This window comes from Streptomyces sp. TG1A-8, assembly GCF_030499535.1.
GTDB lineage: Bacteria > Actinomycetota > Actinomycetes > Streptomycetales > Streptomycetaceae > Streptomyces.
Window position 1 is genome coordinate 2,780,341 of record NZ_JASTLB010000001.1, and the last position, 18,070, is coordinate 2,798,410.

The 18,070-nt window shown below is 73.1% G+C and carries 18 protein-coding genes; 8 read left to right on the plus strand and 10 right to left on the minus strand.

Annotated features, from left to right (window positions below; translation table 11 throughout):
* The first annotated feature begins 202 nt into the window (after positions 1–202).
* The 5 genes from afsQ1 (at position 203) to QQY24_RS11790 (ending at position 4,141) form a co-directional block, all read left to right on the plus strand.
* Positions 203–880 carry a two-component system response regulator AfsQ1 gene (gene afsQ1, locus QQY24_RS11770; RefSeq protein WP_107069296.1) on the plus strand — a complete coding sequence of 226 codons (678 nt, stop codon included), beginning with the start codon at positions 203–205 and terminating at the stop codon, positions 878–880.
* Positions 877–2,541: a cell wall metabolism sensor histidine kinase WalK gene (locus QQY24_RS11775; RefSeq protein WP_301972628.1), complete on the plus strand. Its 1,665-nt coding sequence runs from the start codon at positions 877–879 to the stop codon at positions 2,539–2,541. The genes afsQ1 and QQY24_RS11775 overlap by 4 nt, the downstream gene beginning before the upstream one ends.
* Positions 2,538–3,161 (plus strand): hypothetical protein, encoded by a 624-nt coding sequence (locus QQY24_RS11780; RefSeq protein ID WP_301972629.1) that lies wholly within the window; start codon positions 2,538–2,540, stop codon positions 3,159–3,161. Before QQY24_RS11775 ends, QQY24_RS11780 begins: the two co-directional genes overlap by 4 nt.
* Before the next feature lie 119 nt (positions 3,162–3,280).
* Positions 3,281–3,850 (plus strand): VanZ family protein, encoded by a 570-nt coding sequence (locus tag QQY24_RS11785; protein WP_301972630.1) that lies wholly within the window; start codon positions 3,281–3,283, stop codon positions 3,848–3,850.
* A gap of 90 nt (positions 3,851–3,940) precedes the next feature.
* Entirely contained in the window at positions 3,941–4,141 is a 201-nt protein-coding gene (locus tag QQY24_RS11790; RefSeq protein WP_301972631.1) for a PspC domain-containing protein, read from the plus strand.
* Positions 4,142–4,209: 68 nt separating this feature from the next.
* Here the strand turns inward: QQY24_RS11790 and QQY24_RS11795 are convergent, their stop codons facing one another.
* Positions 4,210–4,593 (minus strand): ATP-binding protein, encoded by a 384-nt coding sequence (locus QQY24_RS11795; RefSeq protein ID WP_301972633.1) that lies wholly within the window; start codon positions 4,591–4,593, stop codon positions 4,210–4,212.
* Positions 4,594–4,744: 151 nt separating this feature from the next.
* Positions 4,745–5,920, minus strand: a complete 1,176-nt coding sequence (locus QQY24_RS11800) for an adenosine deaminase (protein ID WP_301972634.1) — start codon at positions 5,918–5,920, stop codon at positions 4,745–4,747.
* A 133-nt stretch (positions 5,921–6,053) separates the two neighbouring features.
* Here QQY24_RS11800 and QQY24_RS11805 point away from each other — a divergent pair, with 133 nt between their 5' ends.
* Positions 6,054–6,821, plus strand: coding sequence for an alpha/beta fold hydrolase (locus tag QQY24_RS11805; protein WP_301972635.1), 768 nt, complete (start codon positions 6,054–6,056; stop codon positions 6,819–6,821).
* A gap of 152 nt (positions 6,822–6,973) precedes the next feature.
* Here QQY24_RS11805 and QQY24_RS11810 read toward each other — a convergent pair whose 3' ends face one another.
* A complete protein-coding gene (locus QQY24_RS11810) occupies positions 6,974–7,927 on the minus strand; it encodes a LysR family transcriptional regulator (RefSeq protein WP_301972636.1) in 954 nt (317 codons plus the stop codon).
* A 64-nt stretch (positions 7,928–7,991) separates the two neighbouring features.
* Here QQY24_RS11810 and QQY24_RS11815 point away from each other — a divergent pair, with 64 nt between their 5' ends.
* Together QQY24_RS11815 and QQY24_RS11820 are read left to right on the plus strand one after the other, a co-directional pair.
* Positions 7,992–9,308: an MFS transporter gene (locus QQY24_RS11815; RefSeq protein WP_301972637.1), complete on the plus strand. Its 1,317-nt coding sequence runs from the start codon at positions 7,992–7,994 to the stop codon at positions 9,306–9,308.
* A gap of 124 nt (positions 9,309–9,432) precedes the next feature.
* Positions 9,433–10,446, plus strand: coding sequence for a sigma-70 family RNA polymerase sigma factor (locus QQY24_RS11820; RefSeq protein WP_301972638.1), 1,014 nt, complete (start codon positions 9,433–9,435; stop codon positions 10,444–10,446).
* On the opposite strand, the gene QQY24_RS11825 is transcribed toward QQY24_RS11820, so the two are convergent.
* The 7 genes from QQY24_RS11825 to QQY24_RS11855 form a co-directional block, all read right to left on the minus strand.
* Positions 10,330–10,719, minus strand: a complete 390-nt coding sequence (locus QQY24_RS11825) for an STAS domain-containing protein (RefSeq protein ID WP_301972639.1) — start codon at positions 10,717–10,719, stop codon at positions 10,330–10,332. The genes QQY24_RS11820 and QQY24_RS11825 overlap by 117 nt on opposite strands.
* Positions 10,720–10,856: 137 nt before the next feature.
* Positions 10,857–12,140 (minus strand): thymidine phosphorylase, encoded by a 1,284-nt coding sequence (locus QQY24_RS11830; protein ID WP_301972641.1) that lies wholly within the window; start codon positions 12,138–12,140, stop codon positions 10,857–10,859.
* Positions 12,141–12,232: 92 nt separating this feature from the next.
* Positions 12,233–12,637 (minus strand): cytidine deaminase, encoded by a 405-nt coding sequence (locus tag QQY24_RS11835; protein ID WP_301972642.1) that lies wholly within the window; start codon positions 12,635–12,637, stop codon positions 12,233–12,235.
* The gene (locus QQY24_RS11840; protein ID WP_301972643.1) at positions 12,634–13,896 is read right to left on the minus strand and encodes an ABC transporter permease; all 1,263 of its coding nucleotides are present in this window, start codon (positions 13,894–13,896) and stop codon (positions 12,634–12,636) included. Before QQY24_RS11840 ends, QQY24_RS11835 begins: the two co-directional genes overlap by 4 nt.
* The gene (locus QQY24_RS11845; RefSeq protein WP_301972644.1) at positions 13,896–15,017 is read right to left on the minus strand and encodes an ABC transporter permease; all 1,122 of its coding nucleotides are present in this window, start codon (positions 15,015–15,017) and stop codon (positions 13,896–13,898) included. Before QQY24_RS11845 ends, QQY24_RS11840 begins: the two co-directional genes overlap by 1 nt.
* The gene (locus QQY24_RS11850) at positions 15,014–16,696 is read right to left on the minus strand and encodes an ABC transporter ATP-binding protein (protein ID WP_301976219.1); all 1,683 of its coding nucleotides are present in this window, start codon (positions 16,694–16,696) and stop codon (positions 15,014–15,016) included. The genes QQY24_RS11845 and QQY24_RS11850 overlap by 4 nt, the downstream gene beginning before the upstream one ends.
* A gap of 234 nt (positions 16,697–16,930) precedes the next feature.
* Positions 16,931–17,980 carry a BMP family protein gene (locus QQY24_RS11855; RefSeq protein WP_301972645.1) on the minus strand — a complete coding sequence of 350 codons (1,050 nt, stop codon included), beginning with the start codon at positions 17,978–17,980 and terminating at the stop codon, positions 16,931–16,933.
* Positions 17,981–18,070: the final 90 nt, after the last annotated feature.

Here is an 18,070-nt window from a genome sequence, read left to right on the forward strand (position 1 = left end):
GCGTCCGGCCTGCTCGGTGCTGCTTGCCCGCCCGTGCCGAAAAGCTTGCCGACCGACCTTCATGGCCGTGTCCGCCGACTGTCACAGACCTGTCACAGGGGCCCGGTCCGGGCGTGTCACGGAGGGCGCACAGGAACGGCCGGCGGCGGCGGTGGCGCCGCACAGGTCGTACGCAAGCGCGTGCATGGGCCAGAATGAGCCCGTGCCTTCCCTGTTGCTGATCGAGGACGACGACGCCATCCGTACGGCCCTGGAGCTCTCCCTGACGCGCCAGGGGCACCGGGTGGCCACCGCTGCCAGCGGTGAGGACGGTCTGAAGCTGCTGCGCGAGCAGCGGCCGGACCTGATCGTGCTGGACGTGATGCTGCCCGGCATCGACGGGTTCGAGGTGTGCCGGCGCATCCGGCGCACCGACCAGTTGCCGATCATCCTGCTGACCGCGCGCAGCGACGACATCGACGTGGTGGTCGGGCTGGAGTCCGGCGCCGACGACTACGTCGTCAAGCCCGTGCAGGGCCGGGTGCTGGACGCCCGGATCCGGGCGGTGCTGCGGCGCGGGGAGCGCGAGTCCAGCGACTCGGCGACCTTCGGCGGCCTCGTCATCGACCGCTCCGCGATGACCGTGACCAAGAACGGCGAGGACCTGCAGCTCACGCCGACCGAGCTGCGGCTGCTGCTGGAGCTGAGCCGGCGGCCCGGACAGGCGCTGTCGCGGCAGCAGTTGCTGCGGCTGGTGTGGGAGCACGACTACCTGGGCGACTCGCGTCTGGTGGACGCGTGCGTGCAGCGGCTGCGCGCCAAGGTGGAGGACGTGCCCTCCTCCCCGACCCTGATCCGCACCGTCCGCGGGGTCGGCTACCGCCTGGACGCGCCTCAGTGACCGACACGCAGGAGGACTCGCGCGGCCGGGCCGCGGGGCGCGGGGGGAGTCTGTCGCGGCTGCGCCTGACCAGCCTCAGGCTGCGGCTGGTCGTGGTGTTCGCGCTGGTCGCGCTGACGGCCGCGGTGTCGGCGTCGGCCATCGCGTACTGGCTGAACCGGGAGGCGGTGCTCACCCGCGCCCAGGACGCGGTGCTGCGCGACTTCGAGCAGGAGATGCAGAACCGGGCGGGCGCGCTGCCGGTGCACCCCACGCAGGACGAACTGCAGCGCACGGCGGGCCAGATGGCGGTCAGCAGCCAGCGCTTCAGCGTGCTGCTGGCCGGCCGGGACGCGAACGGCAAGACGGTGTACGGCAACTCGGGGGCCCTGAACGGGTTCTCGCTGGGGGACGTGCCCGCGTCGCTGCGCACCGCGGTGAACAGGCGGCAGGAGGTGACCGGGAGCAACAGGTCGCCGTACCACCTGTACTGGCAGCGGGTGGACGACCACGGCACGCCCTACCTGGTGGCCGGCACCCGGCTCGTCGGCGGCGGTCCGACGGGCTACATGGCCAAGTCCCTGGAGCCGGAGGCGAAGGACCTCAACTCGCTGGCCTGGTCGCTGGGCATCGCCACCGCCCTCGCGCTGATCGGCGCCGCGCTGCTCGCGCAGGCCGCCGCCACGACCGTGCTGAAGCCGGTGCACCGGCTCGGGGTGGCCGCCCGGCGGCTCGGCGAGGGCCGGCTGGACACCCGGCTGAGGGTGTCGGGCACGGACGAACTCGCCGACCTGTCCAGGACGTTCAACAACGCGGCCGAGGCGCTGGAGAAGCGGGTCGCCGACATGGCCGCGCGCGACGAGGCCTCCCGCCGGTTCGTCGCCGACATGAGCCACGAGCTGCGCACGCCGCTGACCGCCATCACCGCCGTGACGGAGGTGCTGGAGGAGGAGCTGGAGTCCGAGGCCGGGGGCATCGACCCGATGGTCGAACCGGCGGTGCGGCTCGTCGTCAGCGAGACCCGGCGGCTGAACGACCTGGTCGAGAACCTGATGGAGGTCACCCGCTTCGACGCGGGCACCGCCCGCCTGGTCCTCGACGACGTCGACATCGCCGACCAGATCACCGCGTGCATCGACGCCCGCGCCTGGCTGGACGCCGTCGAACTGGACGCCGAGCGCGGCATCCATTCCCGGCTCGATCCGCGCCGCCTGGACGTCATACTGGCCAACCTGATCGGCAACGCGCTCAAGCACGGCGGATCGCCGGTGCGGGTGTCGGTGCGCATCGACGGCGACGACCTGGTCGTCGCGGTGCGCGACCACGGGCCCGGCATCCCCGAGGACGTCCTGCCGCACGTCTTCGACCGCTTCTACAAGGCCAGCGCCTCCCGGCCGCGCTCCGAGGGCAGCGGCCTGGGCCTGTCCATCGCCTTGGAGAACGCCCACATCCACGGCGGCGGGATCACCGCCGCCAACTCCCCCGACGGCGGTGCCGTGTTCACGCTGCGGCTGCCGCGGGACGCCGCGCGGCTGGCCGAGGGGGGCGGGGAGGCCGGCGACGACGGCACGGACGGCCGTCACGGCCAGGACGCCCGGCTCCCCCGGCACGACGGCCGCGGCGGACACGGGGAGGACGGGGGCGCCGGCCGGGCCGGGGCCCCGGGGGAGGAGGGGACGTGACCGTACGCCGAACGCGGCGCCTCCGGCGCCTGCCGGTGCTGCCTCTCCTGGGCGCGCTGCTCACCGGGTGCGGGATCCAGGCCACCGAGGTGCCCACGGACTTCGGCGGGGCGCCGTCGCGGGTGCCGTGCTCGCCGTCCGGGCCGTCCGACGCCTCGGCGCAGTCCTCGCGGGGGGTGCCCGTGCAGGTCTTCCTGCTGTGCGGCTCGTCCCTGGTGGCCGTGGACCGGACGGTCCGCGTGCCGGACGGCACCCCGGACGCGCGGCGCCGGGTGTTCGTGGCCCAGGGCCTGCTGGACCTGCTCGCCGCCTCCCCGTCCGCCGCCGAGAAGGCGGCCGGCTACACGACGTACGTGCCGGGCGGCCTGGGCGCGGCCGGGCCGGACCCGGGGGACCCGGACGACACCCTGCGGCTGGGCACCGCGCCGGACCGGCTCGCCCCGTACGCCCTCGCCCAGCTGGTGTGCACGCTGTCGGACTCGGCGGCGACGGAGGGCGACGGCTCGGTGATCCTCGGTGGCCCGGCCGGCGGGGCCCTGCGCCGCTACGAGTGCACCGACGACGTCCGCGACCACCCGGGCACCACCGAGCCGCCCTCCAGCGAGGCCGCGAAGGGCTGAGGGGACCCGCGGGAGGGGGCACCGCGGGCGCGCGCCGGGACGGTGGTGTGGCGGACGCCTCACGGGCCGTTGCGCGACCGGCCGGAACCGTCCGCGCGCGGAGGTGCGTCTAGGGGGGCGTGCAGCGTCAAGGCTCCATCGGCGGCAGCGCCGCGATCCGCGTCCGTGCGACAGGGGGTGTCCTCCTCGTCGCCCACCTGGCGCTCGTCGCCTGGCTGACGCTGCGGCCCCTCGACGTGCCCTGGGTGATGCCCGCCAACCTGCGCCCGCTGGCCGGCGTCCGCGCGGACCTGGCACTCGGCTGGCCGGCGGCGGCCGGACCGCTCGGCGAGGGGCTGGGGCTGCTCGCCCCGCTCGGCGTGCTGCTGCCGGTGGTCCACGGCAGGCTCGCCGCCTCCCCGCTGTCCTCCCTGATCCGCACGGCGGCTGCGGGGGCGCTGCTCTCCCTGGGCATCGCCCTGCTGCAGAGCGGCGTGCCGGGGCGGGTGGTGGACGTCGACTCGCCGCTGCTGAACACGGCCGGCGTGGTGCTGGCCCACCTGGCGGTGGTGCCCGCGGGCCGCGCCCGACTGCGGCGGCGGCTGCGGCGCGGGCCTCGTCCGGCGCGCGGGGCCGTGACGCCCACCGTGCAGGAGGAGCCGGTTCAGGGACGGACCCCGACGATTCCCAGGGTTGGAATCGCCCCTTAGAGTGATGCTTCGTCCCGTTCTTCTCCGTACCGTGGAACGCAGACGGGGTCGCCGGCAGGGGCCTCGCACCGACTCACGGAGGAGCCGCAGATGTCCAGCCTCGCCCGCCCCACCAACGGCCGCATGATCGGCGGAGTGTGCGCCGCGCTGGCCCGCCGCTTCGGCACGTCCGCGACGACGATGCGGGTGGTCTTCCTGCTGTCGTGTCTACTTCCCGGCCCGCAGTTCGTGCTCTACATAGCACTGTGGATCCTGCTGCCCACCGAGGACGGGACGCGCTCCGCCTGGTAGGCCCGGACCGGGGGACGCCGTTGGAGCGCACCTGGAAGTGCCCGGGCCTCCAACGGCGGGTCCGGGGGTCAGCCGAGTGAAACGCCGTTGACCGACACGCCGCGCGTGGGCAGGCCCTGCACCGGCAGGCCGCCGAGGAGCCCGGTGACGGGCGTGACCCGGCCGTGGGCGAGGGCGCTCTCGGCGGTCGGCACCACGGTGGCGACGCCCTTGGCGACGACCGGCTGCGCGGCGACGACACCCCGCTCGGCCACGGGCTCGACGCGGTTCAGCGTCTCGGTGCCGGACAGCACCTCGACGACCTTCTCCGACGGGAGCGTCCTGGTGACGGTGTCCAGCGCCTGGGCGGCGTCCGGGGCGGCCGGGGCCGCGTTGGCCGCCCCCGCGCCTGCGGCGGCGAAAGCGGCGCCGAGGGCGGCGACACCGAGGGTCTTGGCGGCAGACTGCTTCATCGTGAATGCGTCCTTGAATGCGGAGACGGGTGATCGCAAACGATCCGAGCGGTCCCCGACCGTAAACATGCCGGGCTGTCCGCCGCAAACACGCACATGCGGGCGGCCGGCGTGAGCCCGTCCGCACTCCGCCCGCCGGACCAAGGGTTTTCTAGCCGCGCGAATCCGTGGAACCGCTGGTGGAGGCGGTCTGCTGGAACAGCCATTCGGATTTCAGTTCCGCGTATCCGGGCTTCAGCACGTCATTGATCATGGCAAGTCTTTCGTCGAAAGGAATGAACGCTGATTTCATCGCATTGACGGAGAACCACTGGAGATCGTCGAGCGTGTAACCGAACGCCTCGACAAGGTGCTCGAATTCCCGGCTCATGCTGGTGTGCGACATCAGCCGGTTGTCGGTGTTGACGGTCGCCCGGAAGTGCAGTCGGCGCAGCAGCCCGATGGGGTGCTCGGCGTACGAGGACGCGGCCCCGGTCTGCAGGTTGGAGCTGGGGCAGAGTTCCAGCGGGATCCGCTTGTCGCGCACGTACGCCGCCAGCCGCCCGAGCCGTACCGAACCGTCCCCGCCGACCTCGATGTCGTCGATGATCCGCACGCCGTGCCCGAGCCGGTCGGCGCCGCACCACTGCAGCGCCTGCCAGATGGAGGGGAGCCCGAAGGCCTCGCCGGCGTGGATGGTGAAGTGGTTGTTCTCCCGCTTGAGGTACTCGAAGGCGTCCAGGTGCCGGGTGGGCGGATAGCCGGCCTCGGCACCGGCGATGTCGAAGCCGACGACGCCCGAGTCCCGGTGGCGGTTGGCCAGTTCGGCGATCTCCAGGGAGCGTGCCGCGTGCCGCATGGCGGTCAGCAGGGCGCCGACGCGGATGCGGTGGCCGTTGTCGCGGGCACTCCGCTCGCCCTGCCGGAAGCCCTCGTTGACCGCCTCGACGACCTCTTCGAGGCTCAGTCCGCCCTCCAGGTGCTGTTCGGGTGCGTACCGCACCTCGGCGTAGACGACCCCGTCCCCGGCGAGGTCCTCGGCGCACTCCCGGGCGACGCGGACGAGCGCGTCGCGGGTCTGCATCACGCCGACGGTGTGCCTGAAGGTCTCCAGGTACCGTTCCAGCGAGCCGGAGTCGGCGGCCTCGCGGAACCAGACGCCCAGTTTCTCGGGATCGGTCTCGGGGAGCGAGGGGTAGCCCGTGTCCCGGGCCAGTTCGACGACGGTCGCGGGACGCAGACCGCCGTCGAGGTGATCGTGCAGCAGAACCTTGGGCGCCCGGCGGATCTGGTCCGGCGTCGGGACGCGCGTCTGAACGGTCCCGGTCGGTGCAGTCTGGCTCGTCATCTGCGCACTCTAACGCCTACGCGCGTAGAGCGCCCGGTGGACGCGACCGCGCGCGGGTGTACGTTTCCGTCGATATGTAACGGTGACCGCCCGGACGGGTTTCGTACACCGCGGCTTCTGACACTGTTCTGTCATGCGACAGCAAGCGACGCCGGTCCGAACGGCCGGGCTGGGCAAGGCAGTCGGTACGGAGCCGACGGCGGTCAGTGGAGCGGTGCTGCTGCTCCCCGGCGGGGAGGAGGTCTCCGCCCGCAGACCCTCCCCCGTGCCGGCGGCGCCCTTCGTCCGCTCCCTCGGCCGCAGGTTCGCCCGCGCGGGCCGCGGGGAGGGGCTGGCCGTCCACGCCGTGCACTACCGCTACCGCGGCTGGAACGGCAGCGAAGCGCACCTGGCACAGGACGCGTCCTGGGCCGCCGACGAGGTGGTACGGCGGTACGGGGACGTCCCGGTGTGCCTGGTGGGCGTGGACATGGGCGGGCGGGCCGCGTTGCGGGCCGGGGGCCACGAGGCCGTCAACTCCGTGGTGGCGCTCGCCCCGTGGCTGCCCGAGGAGGACGTGGCCGCGTCCCCCGAGCCGGTGAAGCAGCTGGCGGGGCGGCGGGTGCTGGTCGTGCACGGCACGAACGACACCCGGACCGATCCGGAGCTGTCCTTCCGGCTCGCGGCCCGGGCGAAGAAGGCGAACCGGGAGGTGTGCCGGTTCGAGGTGCACTCCGACGGCCACGGGCTGCGCCAGCACCGCGACGAAGTGCTGTGCCTGACGGTGGACTTCGTGATGGGCGCGCTGTTCGGCCGCCCGGTGTCCCGGCCGGTCGAGGACGCCCTGGCCGCTCCGCCGCCCATCGGCCTGCGGATGCCGCTGGCCGCGGGGTTCGGCAGGTCGCTCCGCAGGAGGCTGTGAGGCGGGTCGCCCTCCGGGGCGGCTCGTACGCGCACGCCCGGCCGGGGCCGGGCGTGCGCGTACGACGGGCCGATCGGGCGCCATCGCGGGGGGCGAGGCCCCTCGGCCGCGGGCGCTGCCGTCCGGTGCGCCGCCGCGCCCGGGGCGACGGCTCAGGCGGGCAGCAGGCTGCCCCGCCTGGACAGCAGGAACCTCTTGAAGGCGGCCACGGGCGGGGTGTCCGGGCGGTCCGCCAGCCAGGCGACGCCGATCTCCCGTACCGCCCGGGGGGCCGTGACCGTCAGCTCCGCCACCCCCGGGCGCGGGACGGTCGGGGGAGGGAGGAGGGCGACCCCCAGTCCGGCGGCCACCAGGCCGCGCAGGGTCTCCGCCTCCTCGCCCTCGAAGGCCACCTTCGGGCGGAAGCCGGCCTGTCGGCACAGGTCGTCGGTGATGCGGCGCAGGCCGTAGCCGGGTTCGAGGGTGACGAAGGTGTCCTCGGCGGCCTCGGCGAGGCGGACGCGCCGGCGGCCGGCCAGGCGGTGGTCGGCGGGGACGACCAGGCGGAGCTTCTGCTCGTCCAGGCGGCGGGCGACCAGGTCGGGGGCGTCCGGGACCGGGGAGGTCAGGCACAGGTCCAGCTCGCCCGCCCGCAGCCGTTCCAGCATCGCCTCGCCGTAGTTCTGCACGAGGCTGAAGCGGACGCGCGGGTGGTCGGCGCGGAAGGCGTGCAGGAGACCGGGTACGGTCTCGGCGCCCATCGTGTGCAGGAAGCCGAAGGCGACCTTGCCGGTGGCCGGGTCGGCGTCGGCGCGGACCTCCTCGGCGGCGCGCCCGATCTCGGCGAGGGCGCGTTCGACGGAGGCGAGGAAGGTGCGGCCGGCGGTGGTGAGGGAGACCGTGCGGCCGTGCCGGGCGAACAGGCCGACGCCCAGGTCCCGCTCCAGGCGGGCCATCGCGCGCGAGAGGGTGGACTGGGGGACGTTCATCTCCAGCGCGGCCCGGGTGACGTGCTCGGTGCGGGCGACGCCGGCGAAGTACGCCAGCCGCGGCGCGAGCGACAGCGCCATGTCTTCTGCGTCACCGGACGGTGACAGGCGCGCTCGTGACCTGTGCTCATGCTCCATGGGAACGATTATGGCGATTTCCTGCATTGGACGGATGAGCGGGCGCGTCCGTAGCGTCGGGTGCATGACTCCCGCCAGTACCGGGGCGTCCCCCCGCGTGGACGCCGGCCCGCCCGCCCCCTCCTCCGACACCGCGCCCCCGGTGCCCCCCGGGTCCCCCGTCCGCGACACGCGCCTGGCTCCCGGCGGTCCCGGTTACCGCCGGATGAGCTTCGCCCTGTTCCTCGCGGGGGTCGCGACCTTCGCACTCCTGTACTCCACGCAGGCCCTGCTGCCGCTGATCTCCGGGGACCTCGGGGCCTCGGCGGGCGAGGCGAGCTGGACGGTGGCGGCCGCGACCGGTGGTCTGGCGCTGTTCGTGCTGCCGATGAGCGCCCTGTCGGAGCGCTTCGGCCGCCGTACGGTGATGACGGCCTCGCTGGCGGTCGCGGTGGGCGTGGGGGTCCTGGTGCCGTTCGCGCCGTCGCTCGGCACGCTGGTGGCGCTGCGGGCGGTGCAGGGGGCCGCGCTGGCCGGGCTGCCGGCCTCGGCGACGGCGTACCTGGCCGAGGAGGTCCGGCCCAGGGCGCTGGTGACGGCGATCGGCCTGTTCGTGGCGGGCAACAGCGTCGGCGGGATGAGCGGCCGGGTCGTCACCGGCTGGGTCGCGCAGGAGTGGGGCTGGCGGGTCGCCGTCGGGGTGATCGGCGCGATCGCGGTGGGCTGCGCGGTGGCGTTCCGGCTGCTGCTGCCGGCGCCGCGGCACTTCACCGCGGGTTCGCTGCGCCCGCGCGTCCTGCTCGGCACGGTCCGCGACCACCTCGCCGATCCCCTGCTGCGCCGCCTGTACGCGATCGGCGCGCTGTTCATGACGGTGTTCGGCGGCGTGTACACGGTGATCGGCTACCGCCTGACGGAGGCGCCCTTCTCGCTCCCGCAGGGCATCGTCGGCTCGGTCTTCCTGGTGTACCTGGTCGGTACGGTGTCCGCGTCGGCGGCGGGCCGCCTGGTGGGCCGCCTCGGCCGCCGGGGCGCGCTGTACCTGGCGGGCGGCACGACGGCGGCGGGCCTGCTGCTGTCCCTGGCCGGCCCGCTCCTCCCGGTCCTGCTGGGCCTGCTGCTGATCACGGCCGGGTTCTTCGCCGGGCACGCGGTCGCCTCCTCGGCGGTCGGCAAGACGGCCGCCCACGGCCGTGCCCAGGCCGCGGCCCTCTACCAGTCCGCGTACTACATCGGCTCCAGCGCCGGCAGCACGGTGGGCGCCACGGCCTTCCGCGCGGTCGGCTGGTCCGGCACGGTCGGCGTCGGCGTCCTCGCGGTCCTCGGGGTCGTGGCGGTCACGGCGCTCGACAGCAGGGCGGCCAGGGCCGCGGCCCGGCGGGAGCCGGCGACGGCGCACTGACCCGGCGGCGGTCCCACCGGGCCTCTCCCCCGCTCCGGGGGCCGTTGTCGGTGGGCTGCGGTAGCTTCCGGAGTGCTGGGGCGCGGCGGCGCGCGAACAGGACGGCCACAGGGGTGGGTGGACGATGGGCGGCGGCACGGCGACGGCGGGTCTCGACGTCGTACTGGAGAAGCACCGGACCGAGCTGACCGGGTACTGCTACCGCATGCTCGGCTCCTCCTTCGAGGCCGAGGACGCGGTGCAGGACACCCTGGTGCGGGCCTGGCGGAGCCACGGGAAGTTCGAGGGCCGCTCCAGCCTGCGTTCGTGGCTGTACCGGATCGCGACCAACGTGTGCCTGGACATGCTGACGGCCGGCAACAGGCGGGCCCGCCCGATGGACCTCACCGAGGCCACACCGCTGGCCCGGGCGGCGCTCTCCCCGCGCCCGGACAGCACCTGGCTGGAGCCGGTGCCGGACGCGCGGGTGCTGCCCGCGGCCGAGGACCCGGCGGAGGCCGCCGTCGCCAAGGAGTCGGTCCGGCTCGCCTTCACGGCCGCGCTCCAGCGGCTGCCGCCCAGGCAGCGCGCGGTGCTGATCCTGCGCGAGGTGCTGGCCTGGCGGGCGAGCGAGGTCGCCGAGCTGCTGGGCACCTCGGTCGCCTCGGTCAACAGCGCCTTGCAGCGGGCACGGGCGACGCTGGCCGAGCGCGGGGATGCGGGTGCCGGCGGCGCGGTGTCCGATCCGCTGGACGAGGGGCAGCGAAAGCTGCTGGAGCGCTATGTGAAGGCGTTCGAGGGGTACGACATGACCGCGCTGACGGCGCTGCTGCACGAGGACGCCGTCATGACGATGCCGCCGTTCGACCTGTGGCTGCGCGGCCCGGCCGACATCACCGGCTTCATGACCACCCTGGGCGCCTCCTGCGCCGGCTCCCGTCTGGTGCCGGTCCGGGCCAACGGCCTGCCGGGGTTCGCGCACTACAAGCCGGACGAGGACGGCGGCGGCTTCAGCCCCTGGGCGGTGCAGGTGCTGGAGATCTCAGCGGGCCGCATCACCGGGTTCCACTGCTTCCTCGACACCCGGCGCTGGTTCCCCCTGTTCGACCTGCCCCTCCACCTGGAGGCGGAGGCCGACGAGACCGAGGAGGGCGCGTAGCGCCGGGTCGGGTCCGCGCAGCCGGATCCGCCCGCCGGACCGGCGGGCGGCCAGCTCCAGCCGCGCGAGCAGGTCGACCGTGGCGAGCCCCGGCGGCCCCGGCCCGCCCACGTCGCACACGACGGCACCGGCCGCCCCGCCGGCCCGCAGCAGCGCCCGCACGTCGTCGCACAGCCCCGCCACCTCGTCCGGGGTGAGCGGACCGCGCGGCACGGGCACGGCCGGTGTCTTGTCGTCCACGCCCGGTGGACCGCCGGACCGCCCCCGACTCATCGCGCCGTCCCCGGGTCCGCCGGAGGGCCGCGCCGGCGCACTGCCGCCGGCCGGTCCGGCGGGTGCCCGCCCGCGGACGCGGGGACGGGACCGGCGCAGGTCACCGGTCCCGTTCGCCCGGGCGTGCGGGGCGCGGGTCAGGCGATGCGTTCCAGGACCACCGGTGACGGCGTGAAGTCCGTCCCCGCGGGGGCGACGTCGTAGGAGCCCGCCACCGCCTGCAGCGCGTAGTCGAAGCGCTCGGGGGTGTCCGTGTGCAGGGTGAGGAGCGGCTGGCCCGCGGTGACCGTGTCGCCCGGCTTGGCGTGCATCTCCACGCCCGCCGCCGCCTGCACCGGGTCCTCCTTGCGGGCGCGGCCGGCGCCCAGGCGCCAGGCGGCGATGCCGATGTCGTAGGCGTCGAGGCGGGTCAGCACGCCCGTGGACGGCGCCGTGACGACGTGCTGCTCCCGGGAGGTGGGCAGTTCGGCGTCCGGGTCGCCGCCCTGGGCCGCGATCATGCGGCGCCACACGTCCATCGCCGAGCCGTCGGCCAGCGCCCTGGCCGGGTCGGCGTCCCGCACGCCGGCCGCGTCCAGCATCTCGCGGGCCAGGGCGACGGTCAGCTCCACGACGTCCGCGGGGCCGCCGCCGGCCAGCACCTCGACCGACTCGCGGACCTCCAGGGCGTTGCCCGCGGTCAGACCGAGGGGGGTCGACATGTCGGTCAGCAGCGCGACCGTCCGGACGCCGTGGTCGGTGCCGAGGCCGACCATCGTCGACGCCAGCTCGCGGGCGTCCGCCAGGGTCTTCATGAAGGCGCCGCTGCCCACCTTCACGTCCAGGACCAGGGAGCCGGTGCCCTCGGCGATCTTCTTCGACATGATCGAGGACGCGATCAGCGGGATCGCCTCGACCGTGCCGGTGACGTCGCGCAGGGCGTACAGCTTCTTGTCGGCCGGGGCCAGCCCGTCACCGGCCGCGCAGATCACCGCGCCGACGCCGTCCAGCACGGACAGCATCTCCTCGTTGGACAGCAGCGCGCGCCAGCCCGGGATCGACTCCAGCTTGTCCAGGGTGCCGCCGGTGTGGCCGAGGCCGCGCCCGGACAGCTGCGGGACGGCCGCGCCGCAGGCCGCCACGAGCGGCGCGAGCGGCAGTGTGATCTTGTCGCCGACGCCGCCCGTCGAGTGCTTGTCGGCGGTCGGACGGGACAGCGACGCGAAGTCCATGCGCTCGCCGGAGGCGATCATGGCCGCCGTCCAGCGGGCGATCTCGCGGCGGTTCATGCCGTTGAGCAGGATCGCCATGGCGAGCGCGGACATCTGCTCGTCGGCGACCTCGCCGCGGGTGTACGCGTCGATGACCCAGTCGATCTGCTCGTCGGTCAGTTCGCCGCGGTCCCGCTTGGTGCGGATGACGGAGATGGCGTCCATGGCCATGGTGTTCCTTCCGGAGGTGCGAAGGTGCACGGCCCCCCTGGCATGAGGTCAGGGGGGCCGTACGGGACTTACGGGGTTACGGGGTTACGGGGTTACGGGGAGAGGTGCTCGGGGCCGAAGGCCTGGGGCAGCATCTCGGAGAGCGGGAGGACGCCCGCCGGGGTGTCCAGGAGCAGGCCGGGTCCACCGAACTCGTACAGCAGCTGGCGGCAGCGGCCGCACGGCACGAGCAGGGCGCCCGTGCCGTCCACGCAGGTGAAGTGCGTGAGCCGGCCGCCCCCGGTGCGCTGCAGCTGGGAGACCAGGCCGCACTCGGCGCACAGGCCGAGGCCGTAGGAGGCGTTCTCGACGTTGCAGCCGGTGACCGTGCGCCCGTCGTCGACCAGGGCCGCCACGCCGACCGGGTAGCCCGAGTAGGGGGCGTAGGCGTGGGACATGGCCTCGCGCGCCTCGGCGCGCAGTGCTTCCCAGTCGACGCCGGGGGCCGGAACGGTCACTTGCCCTGTCCCTTCCGGTACGGCAGGCCGTCCGCCTTCGGCATCCGCAGCTTCTGCGCGGACAGCGACAGGACGAGCAGCGTGACGATGTACGGCGTGGCGGTCACCAGCTGGCGCGGGACCTCGTGGGTGGTGGCGTGCCAGAGGAACATCAGGGCCGCGACGACGACGGTGACGACGGCGGGGACGTACTTCTTCCGCCACGCCAGGTAGGCCGCGCCGAACACCAGCAGGATCGCCAGCAGCAGGATCAGCGCGTGGACGTTCACGGTGCCGCCGCGCAGGTTGAGGCTGTCGGTGTAACCGAACAGGCCGGCGCCGAGGGCGAGGCCGCCCGGCATCCAGTTGCCGAAGATCATCGCGGCGAGGCCGATGTAGCCGCGGCCGGCCGTCTGGCCGTCGAGGTACACGTTCGAGGCGACGATGGACAGGAAGGCGCCGCCGAGGCCGGCGAAGCCGCCGGAGATGACCACGGCGATGTACTTGTACTTGTAGACGTTGACGCCGAGGGACTCGGCCGCCACCGGGTTCTCGCCGCACGAGCGCAGGCGCAGGCCGAAGGCGGTGCGCCACAGCACCCACCAGGTCAGCGGGACCAGGGCGACGGCGATGACGGTCAGCGGGGACAGGTCGGTGACCAGGCCGCCGAGCAGGCCGCCGAGGTCGGAGACGAGGAACCAGTGCTTGCCGTTGAGGGTGTCCAGCCAGTCGGACAGGCCGGGGACGCTGAAGGTGCCCAGCGAGCCGATCGGCGGGGACTGCTTGGAGGAGCCCTGCGGGGCGTTCTCGAAGGTGAACTTCGACAGGTAGCGCGTGGTGCCGAGGGCGAGGATGTTGAGCGCCACACCGGAGACGATGTGGTTGACGTTGAAGGTGACGGTGGCGACGGCGTGCAGGACGGCGCCGAGCGCGCCGCCGACGATGCCGAGGACGACACCGGCCCACGGGCCCCACTGGTAGCCGGCCCAGGCGCCGAACCAGGTGCCGAGGATCATCATGCCTTCGAGGCCGATGTTGACGACGCCCGCGCGCTCGGCCCACAGGCCGCCCAGGCCCGCGAGGCCGATCGGCACCGCGAGCTGCAGTGCGGTGGACATCTGGCCGGTCGAGGTGATGCCGTCCGCGCCGGTGATCAGGCGGACGATCGAGGTCAGCACCAGCACGCCCGCGATGATCAGCAGGAGTACCGGGAGCGACATGCGGCGGCCGCCCCTGCCGGGCTGCTCCGCCTGCGGCTTGGCGATGGTCGCGGTGGACATCAGGCCGCCACCTCCTTGTCGGTGTTCTGAGCGGCGGCCGCTGCCAGCTCGGCGCCGACCCGGCTCTGCTGGCGGCGCAGACCCCACTGCCGTACGGCCTCGTACGAGATGACGACCGCGAAGACGATCAGGCCCTGCATGATCGTGGCTATCTCCTTCGGGTACGCCACCGGGGTCGCGTAGTCCAGGGCGGGCGAGGCCTTGTCGAGGAAGGCCCACAGCAGGGCGGCCAGCGCAATGCCGCCGGGGTTGTTGCGGCCGAGCAGGGCGATGCCGATGGCGGTGAAGCCGAGGCCGGCGGGGAAGCTCAGGCTGTAGGTGTGCGTGTCGCCGAGCAGCAGCGGCAGGCCCGACAGGCCGGCCAGGGCGCCGGAGATCAGCATGGAGACCAGCACCATGCGCTTGGCGTCGACGCCGGAGGCCGCGGCGGCGGTCTCGGAGGCGCCGGTGGCGCGCAGGTCGTAGCCGAAGCGGGTGCGGTTGAGGACGACCCAGTAGCCGATGCCGAGCAGGACGGCGAGGAAGACCAGGCCGTAGATCTCACCGACGTCGGAGCCGAGGTCGATGCCCGGGAACCAGCCGGACCTGTGCATCACGCCGGTGGTCATGTTGTCGCCGACCGGCACGCCCCAGACGTTGGAGAGGGTGACGTAGCCGATGACGGCGGTGGCGATCGAGTTCAGCATGATCGTGGCCACGACCTCGCTGACGCCCCGGGTGACCTTCAGGACGCCGGCGACGCCGGCCCAGAGGGCGCCGGTGCCCATGGCGACGACGAGCAGCAGCGGGATCTGCAGGAAGCTCGGCAGCGCCACGTTGGCGCCGACGACGGCGGTCATCACCACGGCGAGGCGGTACTGGCCGTCGACGCCGATGTTGAACAGGTTCATGCGGAAGCCGAGGGCGACCGCGATGGCGGCGATGTAGTACAGCGTCGCCTGGTTGATGATCAGCACCTGGACGTCGGAGAACGTCGCCTGCTGCAGCATCAGGCCGTAGGGCTCGAACGGGTTCTTGCCCGACGCCAGCAGGACGATCGAGGTCAGCACGACCGCCAGGACGAGCGCGATGACCGGTCCGGCCACCGCGACGAGCACCCGCTCCTTGTCGAACTTCTTCATCGGGCCTCGTCCTCCGGACCGGCGTTGTCGTCGCCCTCGGGCGCGGTCGTTTCGTGCTCCAGGTGGCCGGACGCGGCTCCCGTCATGGCCGAGCCCAGCTCTTCGGGGGTGATGGCGGCCGGGTCGGCGTCCGCGACCAGCCTGCCGTCGTAGATGACGCGCAGGGTGTCCGACAGCCCGATCAGCTCGTCCAGGTCGGCGGAGATCAGCAGCACGGCCAGGCCCTCGCGGCGGGCCTCGCGGATGCGGTCCCAGATCTGCGCCTGGGCGCCGACGTCCACACCGCGGGTCGGGTGGGCGGCGATCAGGAACTTCGGGTCGTGGCTCATCTCGCGGCCGACGATCAGCTTCTGCTGGTTGCCGCCGGACAGGGAGGCGGCGGTGACGTCGATGCCGGGGGTGCGGACGTCGTACTCCTCCACGATCCGGCGGGTGTCGGCCTGGGCGCCCTTGATGTCCAGCCAGAAGCCCCTGGCGTTGGGCTTCTCGGTGACGTGGCCGAGGATGCGGTTCTCCCACAGCGGGGACTCCAGCAGCAGGCCCTGACGGTGGCGGTCCTCGGGGATGTAGCCGACGCCCTGCTCGCGGCGCCTGCGGGTGGACCAGGGGGTGATGTCCTCGCCGAGGAAGACGATCCGGCCGGAGTCGGCGTGCCGGGTGCCGATGAGCGCGTCGATCAGTTCGGTCTGGCCGTTGCCCTCCACACCGGCGATGCCCATGACCTCACCGGCGTGGATGGTGAAGGAGACGTCGTCCAGGACGCGCTTGGCCTCGCCGGCGGCCGGGTCGGTGAGCAGCACGCCGGTGGGGCCGCTCGCGGCGGGCTCGCCCCCGCTGCCGAGGGAGGCGCCGGCGGCGTGGACGGTGAGGTTCTCGACCTGCAGGACGGGCCGGTCGGTGACGGTGGACTCGGCGGTCTCCGGGGTGGGCAGCTCGCTGCCGACCATCATCTCGGCGAGCTGGCGCGGGGTCGTCTCGGACGGGATCGCGGTCCCGACCGTCGTACCGCGCCGGATGACGGTGATGTCGTCGGCGACGGACAGCACCTCGCCCAGCTTGTGGGAGATGAAGATGACGGACAGTCCCTCGGACTTCAGCTCGCGCAGGTTGGCGAAGAGCGCGTCGACCTCCTGCGGGACGAGCACGGCGGTCGGCTCGTCGAGGATGAGGGTGCGGGCGCCCCGGTAGAGGACCTTGACGATCTCCACGCGCTGGCGGTCGGCGACACCGAGGTCCTCGACCAGGGCGTCCGGGCGGATGCCCAGGCCGTAGCGGTCGGAGATCTCCCCGATCCTCCTGCGGGCGCCGCCGCCGATGCCGTGCAGCTTCTCGCTGCCGAGCACCACGTTCTCCAGCACGGTCAGGTTGTCGGCCAGCATGAAGTGCTGGTGGACCATGCCGATGCCGCGGGCGATGGCGTCGCCCGGGGACGCGAAGGCGACCTGCTCGCCGTCGACCGCGATGGTGCCCTCGTCCGGCTTCTGCATGCCGTAGAGGATCTTCATCAGGGTCGACTTGCCGGCGCCGTTCTCGCCGACGAGGGCGTGCACGGTGCCCTTGCGGACCGTGAGGTGGATGTCGTGGTTGGCCACGACACCGGGGAACCGCTTGGTGATGCCCGCGAGCTCCACCGCGACTGTCGACGGAGCGGTGAGCGGAGGGCTGCTGGACGCGTCGATGGCGCACTCTCCTCGGGAAAGGGGTCGCTCTACGCGCGTAGCGCCCCTGCTTTAAATAGTGCCCGGACCCGATCGTTCCTGCCGCGGGGCGAACAGGCGCTCGATCCGTTCCGAGCATTCTGCCGCGCGAACGGGGCGCGGAGAGACCATCCTCACCGCACCCCGTTCCGCGGCCGTAACGCTGCCATTACAGCGCCCTCCGGCCAAGACCTCCGACGCGGACGTCCGCGATCGTCAAGAGGTCTTCACCGTGATGCTGCCGTTCCTGATGCCGTCCTCGGCCTTCTTCACCGCGGCCTGGATGTCGGCGTTGCCCTTGAAGGCCGGGTTGGCGTCGGACAGGCCCACGCCGCCGTTCTCCAGCGAGCCGCGGATCTCGCCGCTCTGCGGCTTCTTGTCCTTGATGACCGACTTGGCCAGGTCGTAGACCGCGCCCTGCACGTTCTTCAGGGCCGAGGTCAGGATGGAGTTCTTGTAGGCCGCCAGCGCGGTCTGCTTGTACTGGTCGGAGTCGACGCCGATGGCCCACACCTTATGCGCGGCGGCGGACTTGATCACGCCCTGGCCGGAGAGGCCGGCGGCCGCGTAGATCACGTCGGCACCCGCGTCGATCTGGCCGTTGGCCGCGTTCTCGCCCTTGTCGGGGCTGGAGAAGCCGCCCTCCTGGGCCGTCTGGGTCAGGTACTGCGACTCGATCCTGATCTTCGGGTTGACCGACTGCGCGCCCTGCTTGAAGCCCGCCTCGAACTTGTGGATCAGCGGGATGTCCACACCGCCGATGAAGCCGACGTGGTTCTTCTTGGTGGCCTTCGCGGCGGCGACGCCGGCCAGGTAGGAGGCCTGCTCCTCGTGGAAGACCAGGTCGGCGACGTTCTTCGCGTGGATGGTGTTGTCGTCGACGATGCCGAAGGTGACCTTCGGGTACTTGGCGGCGACCTGCTTCACGGCCGGGGCGTAGGAGTAGCCGACGCCGATGATCGGGTTGTAGCCCGCCTTGGCCAGGGTCTCCAGGCGCTGCGCCTTGTCCGCGTCCGACTCGCCGTCCTGCGGCTCGATGTCCCGGCCGCCGACGCCGAAGTCCTTCTCGGCCTTCTGGTAGCCGGCGTAGGCTGCGTCGTTGAAGGACTGGTCACCCTTGCCGCCGACGTCGTAGGCCAGGCCGATGCCCTTGGACTTGCCGTCGCCCGAGGAGGACGAGGTGGACGAGCTTCCACAGGCGGAAACGGTGAGGGCGAGCGCTGCGGTCGCAACGCCTGCAATGGTGATACGGGACACCCGGCGCATGGAACGTGACTCCTTTGTGCAAGCGCCCAAACCAGGCGCTGGTTCCGCGGCAGCGTAACGCGCGTAGACCGGACGGAAAACCCCCAATGT